Origin of the sequence: Picosynechococcus sp. PCC 11901, assembly GCF_005577135.1 — a bacterium.
GTDB lineage: Bacteria > Cyanobacteriota > Cyanobacteriia > Cyanobacteriales > MRBY01 > MRBY01.
In genome coordinates, this window is the sequence record NZ_CP040360.1 from 418,267 (window position 1) to 437,276 (window position 19,010).

Annotated in this window: 16 protein-coding genes; 12 read left to right on the plus strand and 4 right to left on the minus strand. The window is 51.7% G+C overall.

Annotated elements, in window-relative coordinates; translation table 11 throughout:
- Positions 1-19: 19 nt before the first annotated feature.
- Positions 20-835, minus strand: a complete 816-nt coding sequence (locus FEK30_RS03045) for an ANTAR domain-containing protein (protein ID WP_138071724.1) — start codon at positions 833-835, stop codon at positions 20-22.
- A gap of 390 nt (positions 836-1,225) precedes the next feature.
- The gene (locus FEK30_RS03050; protein ID WP_138071726.1) at positions 1,226-1,735 is read right to left on the minus strand and encodes a 2Fe-2S iron-sulfur cluster-binding protein; all 510 of its coding nucleotides are present in this window, start codon (positions 1,733-1,735) and stop codon (positions 1,226-1,228) included.
- 80 nt (positions 1,736-1,815) lie between these two features.
- Here FEK30_RS03050 and FEK30_RS03055 point away from each other — a divergent pair, with 80 nt between their 5' ends.
- From FEK30_RS03055 to FEK30_RS03100, 10 genes are all read left to right on the plus strand, one after another.
- Positions 1,816-3,450, plus strand: coding sequence for a hypothetical protein (locus tag FEK30_RS03055; protein WP_138071728.1), 1,635 nt, complete (start codon positions 1,816-1,818; stop codon positions 3,448-3,450).
- Between the two features lie 98 nt (positions 3,451-3,548).
- A complete protein-coding gene (locus FEK30_RS03060; RefSeq protein ID WP_012308273.1) occupies positions 3,549-4,028 on the plus strand; it encodes a hypothetical protein in 480 nt (159 codons plus the stop codon).
- 86 nt (positions 4,029-4,114) lie between these two features.
- Complete coding sequence (locus tag FEK30_RS03065) at positions 4,115-4,543, plus strand: hypothetical protein (RefSeq protein ID WP_138071730.1); 429 nt, start codon at positions 4,115-4,117, stop codon at positions 4,541-4,543.
- A 41-nt stretch (positions 4,544-4,584) separates the two neighbouring features.
- The gene (locus FEK30_RS03070) at positions 4,585-4,998 is read left to right on the plus strand and encodes a hypothetical protein (RefSeq protein ID WP_012308275.1); all 414 of its coding nucleotides are present in this window, start codon (positions 4,585-4,587) and stop codon (positions 4,996-4,998) included.
- A 389-nt stretch (positions 4,999-5,387) separates the two neighbouring features.
- Positions 5,388-6,806, plus strand: coding sequence for a hypothetical protein (locus tag FEK30_RS03075; protein ID WP_138071732.1), 1,419 nt, complete (start codon positions 5,388-5,390; stop codon positions 6,804-6,806).
- 34 nt (positions 6,807-6,840) lie between these two features.
- Positions 6,841-7,845, plus strand: coding sequence for a DUF1822 family protein (locus tag FEK30_RS03080; protein WP_138071734.1), 1,005 nt, complete (start codon positions 6,841-6,843; stop codon positions 7,843-7,845).
- Positions 7,811-11,134: an nSTAND1 domain-containing NTPase gene (locus tag FEK30_RS03085; RefSeq protein ID WP_138071736.1), complete on the plus strand. Its 3,324-nt coding sequence runs from the start codon at positions 7,811-7,813 to the stop codon at positions 11,132-11,134. Before FEK30_RS03080 ends, FEK30_RS03085 begins: the two co-directional genes overlap by 35 nt.
- Positions 11,127-12,344: a hypothetical protein gene (locus FEK30_RS03090; protein ID WP_138071738.1), complete on the plus strand. Its 1,218-nt coding sequence runs from the start codon at positions 11,127-11,129 to the stop codon at positions 12,342-12,344. Before FEK30_RS03085 ends, FEK30_RS03090 begins: the two co-directional genes overlap by 8 nt.
- 6 nt (positions 12,345-12,350) lie before the next feature.
- Positions 12,351-13,511: a TonB family protein gene (locus tag FEK30_RS03095; RefSeq protein ID WP_138071740.1), complete on the plus strand. Its 1,161-nt coding sequence runs from the start codon at positions 12,351-12,353 to the stop codon at positions 13,509-13,511.
- A gap of 121 nt (positions 13,512-13,632) precedes the next feature.
- Complete coding sequence (locus FEK30_RS03100; RefSeq protein ID WP_138071742.1) at positions 13,633-14,451, plus strand: hypothetical protein; 819 nt, start codon at positions 13,633-13,635, stop codon at positions 14,449-14,451.
- Positions 14,452-14,551: 100 nt separating this feature from the next.
- On the opposite strand, the gene FEK30_RS03105 is transcribed toward FEK30_RS03100, so the two are convergent.
- Complete coding sequence (locus FEK30_RS03105) at positions 14,552-15,004, minus strand: EVE domain-containing protein (RefSeq protein WP_030007384.1); 453 nt, start codon at positions 15,002-15,004, stop codon at positions 14,552-14,554.
- A 181-nt stretch (positions 15,005-15,185) separates the two neighbouring features.
- Between FEK30_RS03105 and FEK30_RS03110 the strand changes: the two genes are divergently transcribed.
- Positions 15,186-16,904 (plus strand): ABC-ATPase domain-containing protein, encoded by a 1,719-nt coding sequence (locus FEK30_RS03110; protein WP_138071744.1) that lies wholly within the window; start codon positions 15,186-15,188, stop codon positions 16,902-16,904.
- A gap of 94 nt (positions 16,905-16,998) precedes the next feature.
- Positions 16,999-17,556 carry a universal stress protein gene (locus FEK30_RS03115; RefSeq protein WP_138071746.1) on the plus strand — a complete coding sequence of 186 codons (558 nt, stop codon included), beginning with the start codon at positions 16,999-17,001 and terminating at the stop codon, positions 17,554-17,556.
- Between the two features lie 12 nt (positions 17,557-17,568).
- On the opposite strand, the gene FEK30_RS03120 is transcribed toward FEK30_RS03115, so the two are convergent.
- Positions 17,569-18,870, minus strand: a complete 1,302-nt coding sequence (locus FEK30_RS03120) for a Sll1247 family protein (RefSeq protein ID WP_030007381.1) — start codon at positions 18,868-18,870, stop codon at positions 17,569-17,571.
- Between the last annotated feature and the right edge of the window lie 140 nt (positions 18,871-19,010).

Genomic DNA, 19,010 nt, shown 5'->3' on the forward strand with positions numbered 1-19,010 from the left:
AATTGGGGGGGTAAAAAATTTAAAGGAGAAAGCGACAATCAGCTTCGCTGAGGGCATATTGGCGGAGCAATTGGGCAAAGTCTACAACAATGCGTTCGCACTCTTGGGTAAAGGTCGCTACCCATACTTTGAGGCTCTGTAGTTCGGCCTGACTGAGGTGCGGTTCGGGAGAGGCGATCGCCCCTTGCTCTGGATCAAAACTGCCCCAGTGATCCACCACCCAACAGTCCAAAAGGGGATGTTCTGACTGGAGCGTTTGCTGGGCTTTTCGCCAATAATTACCGATGGCAAGGTTCCCAAAATACTTTTGACTAAATTCACTAATTTGATTCAAAGCAATAATGGCCCTGGCCCGAGAAATATCCGTACCCTTAGCTGGATTTGTGACCACTGGGATTGGGGTGGGCGGCATGGTGCGCTTGGCCGTGGCGGCAACGGGCTCTAACAGAGGAAACAAAATATCTTGGACCGTAGCTTGTAACTGGGCGAGATGTTGCACATAGCTGCTGAGTACCGCTCGCACCCCCTGTTTCAGCGCCCAATCACGAAAGTAATCATTGACTAGGGGTTGGTGGGCGAGGAGTACCACGGGTAAATCTTGCCAAAAATCTCGACATTGCCGAAATAAATCGAGACTGTTGGTATGGGGGAGCGTGCCCAGTAACAGTAACTGGGGATGACGACGGTCGCATTCTTCGAGTAAAGCCTGCCTTGTCTCAGAGACGCAAACAACGGCTCCAGCGCGGGTGAGCTGCGTGGCAATGGGCTTATACACGCGCTCATTCATTTCCGCGATGAGAATGATCTGGTTGTGCAAAGTAGATGTACCAACCATAGGCGGTAGCTTGGAACAAGCAAACGACGATACAAAACTCAACAAATTGTCATTGGCGACAACATTGTCGATGTCTAAATCTAATTTTTTAGGGGGCACCACTGGAACCAAGCAATTCAAACGTCCAAGTCCGCAATTTGTTTGGTTAGCATGGCTAAAAATCGAGTTAACTCATTACACATTCTCAAAGGGGACTAGAACCCTTTGAAAGTCCTGGATTTTGGACGATATCTAAGAAACCCCTTAAAAAACGAGAGTTATAAGACTAGGACTTTGTTATGGAAACCAAACATAGCATGGAAATCTCAGACCCCCGGCGGAACCCACAATCAATCAACAAAACTTAATTGTTTCTTAATGAAAATTTATATTTTTTTCTAGAAAAGGACTTCAGGCACTCAACAGGCGTTCGAGAATATCCTGAGTCACAATGCCCCCCTGCTTAACAAGCAGTTCTCCGGTGCGGGGGTGGCGGATATCTTTCGGGGCATAGCGATTTTTCAGACGATCGAGAATTTGTTGTAACTTTGTGAGGGTGCGGGATGGTAGGTCACAAACAACGGTTTCTCCGTCACGCACATAGGCTTGGCAACTGAGGCGATAGGTGTCGCTAGATTTTTTTAGATTGTTGAGGATGGTTTGTTCTTGGGCCGTCACCGGACTAAGTTGGGTCGCACCACTAACAACATGAACGACACAGGTACCGCAATAGCCTTTGCCGCCACAGATGGCATCGAGGTGAACTTTGGCCCGCAGGAGCGCCTTGAGGAGAGTTTCGGTTTCGAGGGTTTGGAGTTGGATCGCCAGGGGGTCGATGCGGATTTGCGCCATGGTTAAATTCGGCTCAGAATTGGGATTAGGTAAGGGAACAAACAAGAAATCTTTATCAAAATAAGCCACAAGCTTTCCCCTGGCAAACTTTCTCAGGTGAAAACGGCAGGGAAATTTATTTCAATAGTTTTAGGGAGTCAGTAAAGGTGATGCGACAAAGTTTATGGGCTAGACAAAATGGGTTGGGGCGATCGCCTTGGGTTTGGGTTGGGTTAATTTGCCTTGGTGCTTGTAATGGACAGTCTATTAGTTTGGAGGAACAGCCAGGGGACGTAACAGCGCCATCTACCCCGGCCAATTGTCCCAGCACCGATGGAGCAGCCCAGCGATTAACGATCCAAGCGGATCTGTCAGTGGCAGATCAGTTCGATTTTACGGCGTGGGACATTCAAGCCGATTCAGATACTGTGACGGTGCAAACTCGGCATCATCAATTGGTTTTTTGTCGGGAAACCCAGAGTTGGGCAATTCTGCCACCAACCACGGACAACACCTCTAATGCCGTTCAGGATCAGGAGTTGCTTTTAGCAGGGGAAGATCCGGCGTTTCAAACGGTCGAGCTAGCGGGAGAAGCCTATCAATACCGTGTCCTCTTACGGCCAAATCCTTTTTTAGATTTTGAGAATCCCCCCGAAAAGGCAATTTTTGAACTGATTCCCCCAGGGGAAACCGAGGCGATCGCCTTAGATCTTTATACCCTCGAACAGTTGCGGGCCAGTGGCATTGGCGCGGATCTAGGCATTCCCACGGTGACAGCGGCCATTCCTGTCGAAGACACGTTATTTTTTGCGGTTTCCTCAGAGCAAGGGGAAGGTTTTAGCGGTTTGAGTAGCCTGATTCGTTATGAACCAAGCACCGGCAGCCTCGAATTACAGCAGCCGGACGAACTGATCGCCACCCAAATTACTGACCTCCAGGCCACAACCAACGACGATCAAACAACTCTTTGGTTGGGGACAAAATATGCCGCCGAAGGTTCAAGCCTCATTCCCGCACGGGGCTTGGTGGCCTATGAATTTAATCAAGATTGGCGTGATAGCAAAATCTCGTTTCACACGATTCACAACAGTCCCTTGATCGGGGCGATTCCCACCCAACTCCACGCTGAGGGCGATGTGCTCTGGGCGGCGACGGGGAACGGCATTTGCAACATTCAGTGGCGCAATATTGACCAGTGGGACGCGTGGAATTGTTGGCGCTTTGCCCTAGAAGCACAAGTGCCAGAGTCAGGTTTACCTATTTATCGCAGTCTGTTGGCAGAAACTCCCAGCACCACCCTAACCACAGATACCGCCGAAGTGCTCTGGTGGGCGAGTACCGTCCCCTTTGGCATTGCCCATGAACAGCCGAAAAAAGGGCGTTTTGAAGTTGCTTATCCCACGGGTTTTCGGGTGACGGTACCGGAAGGGGCTTTCCAGTGGGACAGTGAACCCGGTGCGGATTTGTTGCCTTGGGAAGATCGTCTCTACTGGCCCGGCGAAGAATGGCATTGGGCAGGCGATCGCTTTGGGCGGAGTTTTGATGAAGTGATGGGGCAACAGGTGGGCCTGGGGCCAGTGGGCATTAGTGAGCAGGGCTATAACCCTGAAGGGATTCAAGATCTCAATGCCCTGCGGGGAGACTTAACACTTTTTGCCCTCGACCTAGACAGTACCACCGTGGATTATTTTTCCGGCTGGGTGGACGATGCTCTCCTCGAACCCGACTTTACCCTTGTTCCTTCTGAGAAAAAACCGATCACAACGGAATCCCCCCTCAAGGCGATCGCCGCTGAACTTTTCTAGAAAATTTTCTGGGGCGAAAGATAAAAAACTGCATAAGCAAAATTTCTGGTCACTATCACCTGGCAACACACAACAATCAATCAACAGGTAACTGACCCATGACTACTTTCACTTTCTCTCGTCCCCAATCCCTCAAACTGGCTACCGCTGGTGCTTTCCTCGCTCTCGGTGTTCTAAGTATCGCTCAACCCGCTAAAGCTGATAATGTTTCTAGCAGCACAATGATTTCTAATCAAACTAGTGCCGCCGTCGGTGTGGGGAACTCCACTTCTAATACCATGGGCCAATCAAATTTCCAAAACCAAAGCGGCTTCTTTAGTGGTGGTAACAACGGCGCCCAGTCTACAATCGTCGGTTCCCAAACTGCCGTGGCTGATGGCTTTTTCAACAACGTCAACAACAACCTCGGTCAATCCAGCACCCAACTCCAATCCGACGCCTTTGGGTTTGGCAATAATGCCAGCGTTGCCCAGGTGGGTGCCAGCCAAACAGGCGCGGGGATTGGTTTCGGCAACAGCGTCAACAACAGCAGTTTCCAGAACAGCTTCCAAAACCAAAGCTCTATTTTTTCTTTCTAAGACCAACACCAGGGCAGTGGTTTAACCCAACTCTCCGTTCACAACTGCCCTGTTTTTCCCCTGTTCCCTTCACCGAGGCCAAATCAATGAAAATTCTCTTTGCTGGTTCCCCCTTCTGGATTATCTTTACCCCTTCCTTGCTTGTACCCGTGACTTCTATCGGGATGCCTGCCCAGGCCGCCTGTGTGATGACCGATGTGTCCCTCCAAGTGGCAATCCACGGTTCTCAAACTCCCGCTAACCAAAGTAACCAAGTCTTTATGGGCACAGGCAACCAACCCTGCTGGGGCAATACCACGACCAACACGAGCAGCCAGCTTTATGTCGGCTCCGGTAACGCCACCCAACAACGCACCAGTAGTCACTTTGTTGATGGCAATGGCGCAAGTCCCCTGGCTCCCTACGGCATCCAAAGTCCGACCATTGGCACCCAAATTAGTGTTCCCATTGATATCTATAGTCCTGCCCATGATCCAAATTTCATGGAGTCCCTGGGATTACCCCTCAGCCCTTAAATCGACCACTTACTTTTTACTCGCCCCCGGAGAAACCAACCATGTTTAACACAACTCACAAGCTCGCTGTTTTTGGCTTAACAATGTTACTGCCCCTTAGTTTTGTCCCTGGGGCGATCGCCGACGACTATCAACCCTGGCTAAGCGTAGAAGAGGCCAAAGAATTCTGTAATACCCAGGAAATGGAAGACATGACCCAGGTGAACAGTTTCCATAACGAGGCCACAGTGACCGATAGCACCAGCACCCCGGACAGTACCACGACCCAGCATATCGATGCCCAAAATACCGGTTGGGGCATGCAAACCATCGGTTCCATGAGTGCCAAGGATTGCTCCGCCGTTATCCAAGCAGAAGCCCACCGTTACGCCACCTACCAACAGCTAGAAAACGTGCGCTATGTAAATGATTCCAATTTGCGCCAAGGTCTTTTGGGGAATATGTTGGCTTGGTAACCGGTTGGTGAACTACTCCTTCCTCGCTTTAGCATAAAGAAGCTTCCTACCCAAAGAACTGCTTTCTACTCCGAAAAATAGCGAGTCTTACATTCTGGCGATAGGCGGAAAACCCTCGTTCCGAAGGCCAAAATTCTTTTCTTGCAACACTGCCCGTTTAGCTTGGTTTTCGCTTAGGGAGAAGTGGTCAAGACAAACTTATAGTAGCATGAGTCTAACTCGCTTTCATCCCCTCCCTGCTCGTCACAATAAACTGTGTGCGAGGAAGACGAATTCCCGCTTGTATCAGTTAAGAAAAAGCTCAATTAAGATGTATAGCGACAGGATAATGATACTTACAAAAACACCGCTATGCATTTTTGCTTGAATGGGGAACCCAAGGGGAGATCATGAGTTATCCGAAGCAGTACTGGCACCTATACCGCATCAGTCTCCAGCATCGCCAAGGATACCACTGGGCACCGCTCCCGACCGCCCAAACTTGGTTAGAGACCACAACTTTTTCGGCTAACACTTTACCAGAGCAGCTCCTCCAGGTCTTTCAAGGCAACCAAGGGGAATCATATTATCAGGCATTAGCAGGGCTATGTTTACGGTGTTACGTCTCCCAACCGATTCTCCAAAGTTGCCAACGCCTCGCGAGTTTATTTAGTGCCCAACAGAATTTTTCTTACCAAGACCTTTTGCCTCTGGTGCTCCACGACGACGGCCAGAGGTTAATTTTGATTGATGAGGCCACGGACAGCAATCAAGTCCAACTCAACGAAGCGGCCCAACTTAGCCCCTGTCAGTTTCAGATTTTTGCGGTGGAAATTCTCCGCTCCTATGGGGCTCAACGGGAAAACAAACTCAGTTTGAAAAATTGGGCTTTTTTGAAAACGAAACAACATCCAGAGATTCGGGCTTTTTTAGCGGAATTTGGGTTTCAGCACCTCACGGATTGGGCCTTGTTAAACCGCGCCCGCAAAAGTCAGTTTGAGCAGTTAGCGCCTGCGGATCAATGTCTGCTGAAGGCTTTCCATGGGGTGTATCGTCGCGATCGCCGCCAACAGACGAAACAACGCACCAAGTGCCAAACCCCCACGGAAGCACAACTTTTGGAAATGGATGCCTACTGCGTTGACCAGGGTTATCCGAGCCGCGCCCCGAAGTTACTCCTGGGGGATTTGCATCGCCTTGCGGAACAGTTGCGGCAGTATGATATTTGGCGATCGCGGGAAAGTTTAGAAACCTACGACGCCGACAGTGGTGACTATGCTCCCCGGCGGGATCTCCCCCACGAAAGCCTCGATGAAGGGAACCTCGAACAACGGGAGCTAATCCAATTTTTGCATGACCAATTGGCGATCGCCTTTGACGAGAGCCTCCAGGACAACCTCAAACAAAAACAACAAAAACTTGCCAAGAGCAAACGCTACAAACCTTTTGCTGATCGCTATTTGCAAGGTCTTTCTCTCTATTACATCGAGGCCCAATCCCTCGCCGAAATTGCCCCCCAACTGGGCATGAGTAGCTGGGATCAAGCCCGCCGTATCCTCAACCCCGGCGATCTGCTGAATCAAGTGCGCCGCCAAACCACGGAAAAATTGCTCGCCAAACTCCTCGATCTCGCTCGCCAAAAGGGACTCACTGGCCCGGAACCCGACCCAAACTACCTAAGTTCCCTTTGCCAGCAACTAGAACAATTTGTAGACCAAGAACTGTTTACGGAGGCCGCCGCCGAAATCCGCAGTGGCAAGAACCGTCGCTTCGACAGTGCCTACGCCCAAAAACTAAAGCATTACTTAACGAATGCCACCCCAAACTAACCCCTAATCTTGCTTGACGCCGAGGAGCCCCAAAATGTTCACCCAATCTGAATTCCGCCTACTGATCCCCGAAGAAATTACCCTCAGCGAGCTTGACTATGCCCTCGTCCAAACCTGGCCTGCTGGAAATTTGCCAGAAGCTGACCAGTGGCAGGCTTATTTAAACGGGCTGGGGTTAGTGGCCTTTGAAAATTGGCTTGGCGATCGCCTCCCAGAAAAACGTCGCCAACGGGATCTGACCCATCTGCCCCAGGTGGCCTATGTGACCGTAGGAGGTTTTAAAGTTTGTCTTTTAGCCCAGAGTGACTACCTCGACGAACAGGTACTCTGGCCCCAGGAATATCTTGAACAACCGGAACTCGCCGCCCATTTCTACGGCATTGTCGAAGTGGATGAAGAAGCAGAAACTGTCATTCTCAGGGGGATCAGCCGGAGCGATCGCCTGCAAACTGCCCCCAAACGGGATGGCCATTATTGCCTCAGCCTCGATCACTTTGATGCCGAACTGAATCATTTCCTCGCTGACTGCCGTTACTTTTCCCCCGCCGCCATTCCCCTCCCCGTGAATGCCTTCGCGGAACTGAAAGCCCAAGTCACCGAAACCGCTACCAAACTCGGCAACTGGTTTGATAATGTCCTCGATCAAGGTTGGCAGGCCCTCGATCAGTTGATGCTGCCTGAAGCCCAGCTCGCCTTTGCCACCCGTAACCTCAGCGAAGATATCCAAGCCGGAAAGCTTCTCGATCTTGGTTTGAGCCTGGGCAATGAACAGGTGGTTCTCCTCGTTACCCTCGCCCCCACCGACGAAGACGATAAAGTTCGCATCCAGGCACGACTCCTCCCCTTTGAGGCAGAGTATCTCCCGGCAGACTTAAGTATTTCCCTCAAGTCAAAATCCGGCAAGGTGCTGCAAACAATCACCAGTCGCCAACAGGACAGCTACATCCAACTCAAACCATTCAAGGGTGTTCCCGGTAAAGTATTTCAAGTGGAGGTAAGCGGCGATGGTTGCACCGTCAACGAAACCTTTGAAATTTAATTGGCTCAGTGATGCTAGCGTCACCATTTCCCTGGCCTTTGGTCGAGGGAACCTCACTGAAGGGTTTCCGACAATCACAGCCCAGATTTGGGAGATGGATGTCCCTTTACCCCAGCAATTTGTTGGGCAACTGCCCGCTTTCCCAGACCTGCTCAATAGTCTGCAGCAATGGCAAACGGTTTATCTCGCCCTCGCCCAGCGGCTGCAATTGGGACGGCAGCGACAGGCCGAGGGAATGCGCAGTTTTGACGATGATGATGATGATTTTGAAATCGAAGAAGACGCCGTTACCCATGTGTCCCAGGTCAGCTTTGAGGACTTGTCCCAACGGCTCCAACGACAACTGAATGAATGGCTCCTCAGCCCCGGATTTACGCCCATTGTCCAGGCACTGCGATCGCATCTTTCCCCAGAGATGCCCCTGCGGTTAATTTTGCAGACGGATGACCCGCACTTGCACCACTTGCCCTGGCAGGGTTGGCAATTTTTGGTGGATTATCCCCTGGCGGAAGTGGCCCTCAGTCAGCCCCAGTTCTACCGTTTAAAAGAAATCACCCCCCAGAAAAAACGGCAACAGGTACGCATTTTGGCGATCCTCGGTAGTAGCCAGGGCATCGATCTGACGGCGGAACAACAACAACTCTCTGAAATTCCCGATGCGGAGGTGCAATTTTTAACGCAGCCCACCCGCCAGGAATTTGATGCGGCCCTCTGGGATGACCAGGGCTGGGATATTTTATTTTTTGCGGGCCACAGTCAAACAGAACAACAAACGGGCCGCCTCTATCTCCACGACGGGCCAGAACACCGCAGCTTGACCCTGGAGCATTTACAGGAAGGCCTCCGCACAGCCTTGGCACGGGGGTTGCAGTTGGCAATTTTCAACTCCTGTGATGGGTTGGGTTTGGCGAATAGTTTAGGTAATCTCCAGATTCCCGTGACCATTGTGATGCGCGAACCGGTGCCGAATCGAGTCGCCCAGGACTTTTTTCAGCGTTTTCTCGAAGGTTATGCGATCGCCCAACTGCCCCTTTATCAAGCAGTGAAACAGGCTCGCCGCCAACTGCAAGGCCTAGAAAATGATTATCCTGGGGCGGCTTGGCTACCAATCATTTGCCAAAATAGTGCTCTCCTTCCCCCCACTTGGTTGCAACTCGGTGGTTTGCCCCCCTGTCCCTATCGCGGTTTAAATACCTTCCAGGAACAGGATGCGGCGGTTTATTTCGGGCGGGAAAGTTTGCGAGAAAAGTTGATAGAAAAGCTCCAAAGCCAACCGCTGTTACCGTTGGTGGGGGCGTCCGGTAGTGGGAAATCGTCCCTGGTGTTTGCGGGGATTGTGCCCCAGTTGCGACAGGATGCTAGGTACAACTGGGCGATCCAGGTGATGCGTCCCGAAAATGATCCCGTAGCAAGGTTGGCCCATGCCGTGGCAATGTGGCAGCCCGATATTTCAGAAACAAAATTGTTGCAATCCTTCCGAGGGGATACTCAAAGTTTAGGGACAGCGTTAGGACAAATTCAGCAAACCCAACCAAGGCAAACCCGCCGACTGCTGATTATCGATCAATTCGAGGAACTTTTTACCCTTAATCACCCAGAGGCACAGCGGCAATTTTTAGATCTGTTGGTGGCTGCCATCCAAGAAGCGCCCCAGTTTGTGGTGCTGCTTACTCTGCGGGCTGATTGTGTCGGGCCAGTGCTAGAACATCCCGGCCTGGGGAAACTCTGGCAACGCCATGAACCAGAATTTTTGCTGCCCCTTTCCCGTACGGAGCTCCAGGCGGCGATCGCCCAACCCGCAGCCCTGATGGGAGTAAGGTTTGAGCCGGGTTTAGTAGAAAAAATAATCACAGAAGTACAAGACCAGGTGGGGAATTTACCCCTCCTTGAATTTGCCCTGACCCAACTGTGGCCCCACCAAGAGAAAGGTTGGCTTACCCATACCGCCTACGAAAATCTGGGGGGAATTACCGCCGCGCTCCGGGATTATGCGGAACAGGTTTATGGAAAACTCTCCGCTGACCAGCGGCCCCAGGTGCAAGCCCTCTTTTTGCAACTGATCCAAGTGCGGGAAGGGGCGGAGGCTACCCGACGGATTCTGCCGCAAACAGAAATTAAAGCCTGGCCTCTCGCGTTGCAATTAGCTTCAGAACGGCTGTTGACGACGAACCGTGACCCGATCCGCAACACTGAAACTGTCGAAATTGTCCATGAAGCGTTAATTCGTCACTGGCAACGTCTCCAGGGTTGGATTGCCGACAATGCTGATTTCCTACGGTGGCAAACCCGTTTAAATAACGCCATTGAGCAATGGGAAAGTCACAACAACAGCGACGGTTATCTGTTGCGACAAGCGCCCTTGGTGGAGGCAGAGTTTTGGCTGGATAAAAGTCCCGATCGCCTCAGTGATGCCCAACGGTTTTTTATCAACTTGGGTCTGGATTTGCGTACCCAAGAGGAAACGGCGATCGCCCTACGGCAACAACGGGAACTCGACCAGGAACGGAAAATTCGGCGTGGTGCCCAAAAACTGGCGGTGCTTTCTTCTGTGGCTTTGGTATTGCTAGGTTTAGCGGGGGGCTGGACTTGGTGGGAACGCCAACGATCGCTCAAAATTATCGAGACGATTTCGATTAATAGCTCGGCCACAACCCCGACCCTCCTCCGGGATTTACCCCGGTTCCTGACCATTGCCCAACGGCGACAAAATACGGGGGACTTTGATTTGGCGATCGCCTATTACCAGAAAATTTTGCAGGAGATCACCAAACTCCAGGCACGACCTGATTTAGCGGCGGCCCAGCAGCAGGAATTACAAGACCTTGCCAGCCAAACAGAACAACAATTGGTTGCGCTGATCCAACAGCAAAAATTGCCTACCCTCGAAACCGCCCTCGCCCAGGGAGAATTTGGCAGTCTCAAGCCCGAAACTAACCTTTTGGATTATGAAGATCAATATACCCCTGGGGCATTACGGGAAACTTATGGCCTCCTTTTACGTCCCCAGGGAACAAACGCTGACCTCAACCAGGACGGGGAAATCAATAACCCGACGGAAGCCCAGCAACTCCCCTGTCAGCTTCTCCAAGACCTTGAAGCCCTCTGGCGTGACCACACCGATCAACAATGTGGTTTCTACGGCGATCGCTCCTTTTATGCCGCCCCGACCTGTGCGCCCCTCCAAGGCAGAACATTGACAGAAACAATTTTTGTGGGGGATTACGAGGCGATCGCCACGCAACTGAAAGCTTGCCAAGTGGCCCCAGAATCCGCTGATCCCTATGAATAATTTGACGCATTATTTAGCCAAACCATTGAGGAAAAATACCGTGAAGCCCCCAAAAATTGCCCTCCTGAGTAGCCTTTGTTGCCTCGGTTTTACGTCCTTGGCCGTGGCGACCTTGCCCCAAGCCAGCCAAATTGTTTCCGTGCGGGGAAATTACCTCATGATCCAACGGGGGAATCAACGGCCCAGCTTTGCCCGGATCGGCGATCGCCTCGAAAATCGTAGTCAAACTCTCCTTGTCCCCGGCAATAACTACTCCCTGGCGCGGTTGTCCTTTGTGGGGGGCGGCCAAAATTATGCTGGTTTAGCGGTGCAAGCTGGCCCCGATCTCCAACAAACCCATTATCAATTTCCCTGTGTCGTCAGTCGGGGTAAAGTCACCCTCAGTTGGCGTCAGGGCAATAATCGCGGTTGTGAAGAAGGGATTTATCTCAGCCCCAACCGCAGCAATAAAAAAGGCTTGAAACAAACAGAAAAAGAAAAGGCGACGACAAAGGTTATCGAGGGGATCGTCATCCAGCCCAAGGACAGCAATGAAGTGATCCTCCAGGCCCGCACCCTAGGCGATCGCCAGATTGTTGATGCCCTAGTTGGCGAAATCACCCTCACTTCGGCGGCTCACCCCAGGGGATTTACGCTCCAGCCTGGCCAACGCTACAGCCTCGATGGGACGAACCCTAACGCCAGCCCCCAGGTGGAACCGATTAATGCGACGGCCATTCTCAATTCCCCCGAATTGCAAGAATTTCTCGCCCCCAGTAGTTGGCTTCCCCAAGAAGAAACCCTGGCCAATGCTCCGACTACCCCCGACTCCGGCTGGCCGATCCGTCCCCCCGTCCAGCAACCGCCGACCGGAAATACCGCTGGGACAAATAATGGCGGTTTTTGCGAAAACTACTTCACCGCTCTCCAAAGTTTTCTCCAGGAAGCCCAAACAATCGCGCCGGGGGCCTGGGACTTTACCAACAACCCCTATGTTTTTTTGGCGCAACCGGAGGCCAGTTGGCTAAACGATGTCAATGCTCCTGAGGGGCCACAACTGACGCGACTCCAGCAACGGGCCGAGGACTTTATCCGTGAGTTTGAGCGGTGTCAGTTTGCCTTACCGGATTTACCGACTGATCCCGAACCTGAAAACAATTCCAACGATCTCCCCCCCGAAAATCCAAATTCATCCCCGGAAATTTATCCCGATAGTCCTTCGTTCTACTAAAAAACTATGTTTAAGCCCATTACGTTATTGAATGTTGCGCTTCTGGGGCTTCTGGGTTTTACCCCCTTCCTCCAGGCCAGCACCCCCAATGCCAGTCAAATTGCTTCTCTCCAGGGCGATCGCCTCTTACTCCAAAATGGCAACCAACGCCCCAACCCGGCCCGCGTGGGCAATCGTCTGACCAACCAAAGTCAAGCCTTAATCGTCCCCGGCAATAACCGTTCCCTAGCGCGCCTTGCGTTCGTGGGCGGTGGCCAAAGTTATGATGGCCTCCTGTTACAGGCGGGGCCAGACCAACAGCAAACAGAGTACCGCTTTCCCTGCGTCATTGTCGGCGGCAAAGTGACCCTCAGTTGGCGTCAGGGGAACAATCGCGGCTGTAAATATGGTGTCCATCTCAGTCCAGGACGGAGTTCAGCGGCCCCTAAACAACAGCAGAAATCCGGTGCTGCCAGCAAACAACTATCCCAGGATTCTTCGGAGAGCAAGGAAGCCTCTCTCACGATTCAGCCCCTGGGAACTGACCCAATTTTGCTCAGGGCTGTTGTTGACGATAATCTCCAGGCCATTGAAACGCTCCAAGGGGAAATTTTGATTATTTCAGCCCAATATCCAGAGGGTTTGCGGCTCCGTAGTGGTGAGCGTTATTTCAATTTGGGTGACGGTCAAGATCAAGTGGAGCCTTTTAACCCCACCGAGGCGATCGCCAATTCCCCAGACTTACAGGAATTTTTAAACCCTGAGATCTGGCGCGAGTCCCAGTTACCGGCTCCCGTTTCCCAGGACATCGATAATCACCTAATCGCGTTTCGGGATCTCAATCAAAATACGGCCGCCACCGATACCCCGGACATGGCCGACCTGAGTTTAGCCTGTCAAGCTGAGGTGGATTTTTATCTAGCCAACCTCAAAGCCACCATGGGCAATACCTGGCGGCCCCCCTATCCGCCGTCCCCAGGGGTCTGGCGCACCGAAGTTAACTATCTCCTCACGAAAGATGGTCGCGTCCAAAATCTCCAGGTAGCCCAGTCCAGCGGTGCCAACATTATTGATCAGGCGGCCCTAAGCCATGTGCGTACCCTCGAACAGCGATTCGAGCCGTTCCCTAGTTGCTATCCCTACGAAGCTTTGCCCGTCGATAACAACTTCACCGTCCGTTATCAATAGAGGCATTGATCCTAAAAAACTGCATCAGTTCCCTAAGCCAGTAACTACTACCCAGCATCGAGCCAAGGTGATGATTCTCCCGCACCCCTCGAAGCCGCTATTTTTACTGGAAGAACCTGTCATGTTGTTTCAATCCTCTCTCTACCAACGCCTCCTCAAGTCTGCAACGATTCCTTTTCTGTCTCTCTTGGTAATGGGTACCCCGGCCCCCGCTTTTGCCAACCCCCAAGGGGCGATCGCCGAGCCTTCCCTTGAAGTCCAATTGCAACAACTCAAAGCCCGCCTTGCTGGTCTCGAAGCCCGCACTGGCAGCACCGATACCACTACCCAAACCGTTGCCGCAGCACCGATTAACTCTTCCCCGAATCATCACTCACCTACGCCGACGACCCTTGCAACGCCTTCCGTCACCCCCGCTGCCCCCACTTCCCTGATGGCAAAACTCAGCCCCGCCAGTGCCATTTTGGTGAACTTTCCCAGTGCTGTCGTTGTCGATGTCGGCCAAAAAGATGACTATCCTTTGACCCTGCCGTTATTCCAAGACCTCCGGAGTGCATCGGGAGAACTGCTTGCCCCAGCAAATACCCCCATTACCCTACGGGTTAAACCCCATAAAGATGGCGCAATCCTCGTTGCTGATTCGATTATCGTCAATGGCCAAGTGGTGAATATTCAAGCCCAAAGTAGTACGATGATTCCTGGCCGCACCGTCACCCAGCGCACCGCCCAAGAAATGGCCAAGCAAAACAGTGCCGTTTGGGGAAATCTCACCACCTCTTTGGCTGGGGCTGCTGGCACAAGTATTGGTACCCAACAACAGTTTGGCTTCCTCGGCGCGGCGGTAGGGATTCTCTCCGGCATGGGTTCCCCTGATGACCTCCGGATCGTCGAAATTCCGGCTGGCTCTGTCCACCTCCTGCAAGTCCAAGCCCAGAATTAACTCTGGTATCACTTCCAGCAAGACAAAATTTAAAGCTTTAATGGGTAAAGGGTTTGGGAATCACCTTTTACCTTTTTCTATGGTCACAAACAAGCTTTAGCTAAGACACCATCGCCAGGAGTCGTTCAGCAACGGTTTCAGGAACGGGCATCACAGAAAGACGATTACCCCGCCGCACCACGGCAAATTCTTCGGGGGTAAAGCTGGTCTTGAGTTGATCCAGGGTGATGATCTCGGCAAAGGTTTCTTGGTAGCCCACTTCGACGGTGTACCAGCGGGGTTTTTCTGGGGTCGCCTTGGGGTCAAAATATTTACTTTCCGGGTTAAATTGGCTCGGATCAACCAGATTCGCTTGGGTGACGCTAGCAAGGCCGATGATACCGGGGGGTTTGGTGTTGGAGTGGTAAAAAAAGAGGCGATCGCCTTTTTCCATTTGCTGTAAAAAATTCCGGGCTTGATAGTTCCGCACCCCATCCCAGAGTTCTGTCCCATCGGCAGCCAAATCCGCCAAACTATATTCACTGGGTTCTGATTTGATCAACCAATAGCGCATGGATGCAATGATGACACGAAAAAACAATGGCAAGAATCACATTTACTGTAGCGTGTTTTGGTCAGGCAGAAGGACAATTTCTAGAAGGAAAATTTGGGTTGCATCGGCCCTAAAGTGTAATCTGGAGAGCACATCATCCGTTTCTCAGCCACTTGATTTTAGTGCGTTTGCCAGTTGATCTATGAAAAGCCAAGCCGATCTTTCCGCGCTCCTGTTTGCACTCGATAGCCGGGGATATAAGGCCTACAAACAGATAAAAGGGGAGTACAGCTTCCCAGACTTCACACTGATCATTGATTACGTCCAGGGAGATCCCTTTGCCGCTCCGACCCAGTGCAGTGTGATTGTCCCCCAGGCGATCGCCCAGTTTCCCTCTGCCCTCTACAACAGCCTCAGTCGAGAAATTGCCCTACGGGATTACCTCACCAGGCAGTTTTATCAAGTGGCCAAAGACTTTAGTGGCTTCCGGGGGACGGGCAAAAGCGGCTTGATCCAAGGGGTAGAACCCGCCCAGGAAATATTAGAACGCACTGCTGTATTTATTGATGACCAGGACTTAGAAGTACGTTTTTGGGTGGGTTTACCCGCTAAGGGACGGTCGATTTTAGGTCGCCAAGCAGAGGAAATGCTGTGCTACGACCTACCCCAGATTGTGCAAAAGTCCTTGCTTTTCCAGAATCTCAACGCCGCTGCCCTAAAAACCCACGTCGAAACTAGCGAAGATGCCGACTGGATCCGCAGTGAACTGGCGAAACGGGGTCTTGTTGCCTTCATTGCCAATGGGGCGATTTTACCCAGACAGAGCGGTGTCGATGCCCATCCTTTAACAGAAAATGTAATTCCCTTCCAGAGTCCCCCAGAACTTGCGGTGAGCTTTGACTGCCCAAACCATGGCCCAATCACAGGGATGGGGATCAAACAGGGCATTACCCTCATCGTTGGGGGCGGCTACCATGGTAAATCAACCCTGCTCAAAGGAATTGAATTGGGGGTGTATAACCATCTGCCGGGGGACGGGCGGGAATGGGTGATCACCGATGCTAACGCTGTAAAAATTCGGGCCGAGGACGGACGCAGCATCGCCAGTGTCGATATTTCACCGTTCATTAACCAATTGCCCCAGGGCCAATCGACCCAGACTTTTTCGAGCAATAATGCCAGTGGTAGTACCTCCCAGGCCACCAACATTATCGAAGCATTAGAAGTGGGAGCAACGGCTTTACTGCTAGACGAAGACACATCCGCCACGAATTTTATGATCCGCGATCGCCGCATGCAACAGCTCATCCACAAGGACAAAGAACCGATTACCCCCTTTGTGGATAAGGTGCGCCAACTCTACCAAGATCATGGGGTTTCGACAATTCTCGTGATGGGGGGCAGTGGCGATTATTTCGATGTGGCCGATACGGTGATCGCCATGGATAATTTTCAACCCCAGGATGTCACCGCCACCGCTAAACACATTGCCGCCAACCACAAAACCGAAAGACGCCTAGAAGGAGGTACACAATTTGGCACCATTACCCCCCGTGTTCCTGCGGCCGAGAGCATTGATGCCAGTCGGGGAAAACGGGCCGTCACCATTAAAGTGCGCGATACCAGTCGCCTTGGGTTTGGTACCGAAGACATTGACCTCAGTGCCGTGGAACAGTTAGTTGAAACGACCCAACTGCGGGCGATCGCCCTTGGTATTCTCTACGGTCGTGATCGGTATGGCCAAGATAATCTCACCCTTACAGAAATGTTGAACCGGGTTTTAGGCGATATCGAAGCGGAAGGACTTGATATTCTCAGTGAATATCCCCAGGCCGATTTGAGCTATTTCCGCAAATTTGAACTGGTGGCGGCCCTCAACCGTCTGCGATCACTAGCCATTGTCCCCCCGGTGACAACATAAATTTTTCTCTCAAAGCCCTGGGATTTCCCCGATGGAATGACACACTGGAAGTAGAAAGGCACTGCTTTTGTTGTCACTGTCGGAGGACGCTGCTATGTTACCGACCCCATCTGCCCAAACCGCTACCCCTGGGCCACAGACGACGGCGATTCAAAAAATTCTCGTGGCCCTCGACTATCGCACCGAAGATCCCAGCATCTTTGCCCAGGCCCTCAATTTCGCCGAAAAATTCCAAGCGGCCCTCACCATTTTTCACTGCGTCCAGCCCCAACCTGTGGCGATGCCTGAAATCGGCTCCCTCGCGGCCTACGGAGGGATGATCGATTCAACGGCGATCGCCCTCCAAGAAGAACAATTCCAGCAGCACCTCACCAATGTCGATCATTGGCTCCAAAGCCTCGCTCACCAAGCCCGCACCCAAGGCATTGCAACCACCATCCACCAACAAATTGGTGATCCCAGCGAAACCATTTGTGCGATCGCCAAAGACCAACAAACCGACCTAATTATCCTCGGACGCCGGGGTTTAACGGGCCTAGGGGAAGTCTTTTTAGGGAGTGTCAGCAGCTACGTACTCCACCATGCCCCCTGTTCCGTTTTGGTCGTCCAACATCCCCAAACTCCGGAAAAATCCCCTAAACACCGCAAGTAATCGTAAATCCCTTTACATAATTTGCTTGAGAAACGACACATCCGCATCACCAAAATGCACACTGAGGGCAATGTGGAGGTTTTCTAAGGATTTGATCAGCCAAGGTACCCCCTCTTGGGATTGGGATTCGTAGTGGCTGAAGAGAATTGAAAAGCGCCTTTCGAGGTGGGGTTTCGCCTTACCGCACATCAAGACCAACTTCAGGAGCAATGCCACCGTCACCGTCGGGCCAAGGTTCGTGATCATATCTACAAAAACGTAATGCTCTGGCCGCTGGGGACTTTCCACAATGAGATAATTGAGCAGTTGACTGGCCGTGCGCATCATCAACAACTCATTGGGTTTTTGGTGATCGTAGTTCGGCAACATGGTTTGCAGCTTTTGGTAGAGCCTCTGGTTAAACTGCAACTTGCCATACTTTTGATCGACGCTAGAAATTAAGTAACTAAATAGCTCATGCTTAAAGTCTTCGTAGGAGAGAATTTCCGTCGTCCGGCGTAAAAAATATTGGGATAAGTCCCGGTAGCTGTGGCCCCGCTCCGGTTTTCCCACAAAATATTTCAAGGCAGTTCCCAACTCTCGCTCCGTCAGTAGAGTGGGATTTTGCACCCCCTGGAGCATTTGTTTAGCATCCTGAATCGAATGCTTACGGCGAGCCAGTTGAGCCAAACGCACCTGATACATGACATATTTGGAAAGGTCTAACTCAAAGGCCCGTTGAATTCTCGCTTGCACCTGACGGACGGTCTGCTGGTGTTCAAAGCTGCTATCTTCACTGAGCAGGCAGTGTTCATACAGATAGGGATAGCGTTGAATTAACTGACCCACCGAAACGCTTTGGTCATTCCAGGTGAATTTCTTTTTACTGTCGTCGTCTTCTACCACCCGCGCCAAACGTTGCAGGGTGAGATATTGTTCGGAGGTACTAAAGTCCGCCACTAATTGGCGATGTAATTTCGTCAGGCGGGGCGTCGAAAGGCTCGGCGGCGGGATAGAGTCAAATAGTTCAACCAACCGAGGGATCGATTTTTGGAGCTGGGGGTGGATTTGCCAGCGGTTGATAATGATGTGGCAGCAGCGGTTCAGAATGAATTTAAAATCTTCTTCGACACCAGGGGTTTTGAGGATAGTGATCAGGGCCTGGTGTAGTTCGGGGGTCGGCGCTTGGCGTCCTTCAAGGAGAAATTGCTTGAATTCTTGGAGCAGCTCATCGGGGGTATGGCTCTGGACGGCGTGCATCAAATAGTCATATAGCTCTTGTTCGGCGGAATTGGTTTGCCGGAGATAAGAGGCGATGGGAGTTACTTTCGTCACGCTAATCGAGGAACTGGGTAAGGGATAGGCTGATTACAAGGCGAGGGACGACAGAGAAGAGCTATTAGATTTAGGGGAGACTGATTTTTTCTATTTTAAGTGGCGACTGAGAGGAAAAGGCGCAGCCTTTTGTGTTTTCT

Bases quoted from the DNA above. Each gene is read 5' to 3' on its own strand.
- FEK30_RS03045 (WP_138071724.1), bottom strand. From the start codon at position 835: ATGGTTGGTACATCTACTTTGCACAACCAGATCATTCTCATCGCGGAA.
- FEK30_RS03055 (WP_138071728.1), top strand. From the start codon at position 1,816: ATGCGACAAAGTTTATGGGCTAGACAAAATGGGTTGGGGCGATCGCCT.
- FEK30_RS03060 (WP_012308273.1), top strand. From the start codon at position 3,549: ATGACTACTTTCACTTTCTCTCGTCCCCAATCCCTCAAACTGGCTACC.
- FEK30_RS03065 (WP_138071730.1), top strand. From the start codon at position 4,115: ATGAAAATTCTCTTTGCTGGTTCCCCCTTCTGGATTATCTTTACCCCT.
- FEK30_RS03070 (WP_012308275.1), top strand. From the start codon at position 4,585: ATGTTTAACACAACTCACAAGCTCGCTGTTTTTGGCTTAACAATGTTA.
- FEK30_RS03075 (WP_138071732.1), top strand. From the start codon at position 5,388: ATGAGTTATCCGAAGCAGTACTGGCACCTATACCGCATCAGTCTCCAG.
- FEK30_RS03080 (WP_138071734.1), top strand. From the start codon at position 6,841: ATGTTCACCCAATCTGAATTCCGCCTACTGATCCCCGAAGAAATTACC.
- FEK30_RS03085 (WP_138071736.1), top strand. From the start codon at position 7,811: ATGGTTGCACCGTCAACGAAACCTTTGAAATTTAATTGGCTCAGTGAT.
- FEK30_RS03090 (WP_138071738.1), top strand. From the start codon at position 11,127: ATGAATAATTTGACGCATTATTTAGCCAAACCATTGAGGAAAAATACC.
- FEK30_RS03095 (WP_138071740.1), top strand. From the start codon at position 12,351: ATGTTTAAGCCCATTACGTTATTGAATGTTGCGCTTCTGGGGCTTCTG.
- FEK30_RS03100 (WP_138071742.1), top strand. From the start codon at position 13,633: ATGTTGTTTCAATCCTCTCTCTACCAACGCCTCCTCAAGTCTGCAACG.
- FEK30_RS03105 (WP_030007384.1), bottom strand. From the start codon at position 15,004: ATGCGCTATTGGTTGATCAAATCAGAACCCAGTGAATATAGTTTGGCG.
- FEK30_RS03110 (WP_138071744.1), top strand. From the start codon at position 15,186: ATGAAAAGCCAAGCCGATCTTTCCGCGCTCCTGTTTGCACTCGATAGC.
- FEK30_RS03115 (WP_138071746.1), top strand. From the start codon at position 16,999: ATGTTACCGACCCCATCTGCCCAAACCGCTACCCCTGGGCCACAGACG.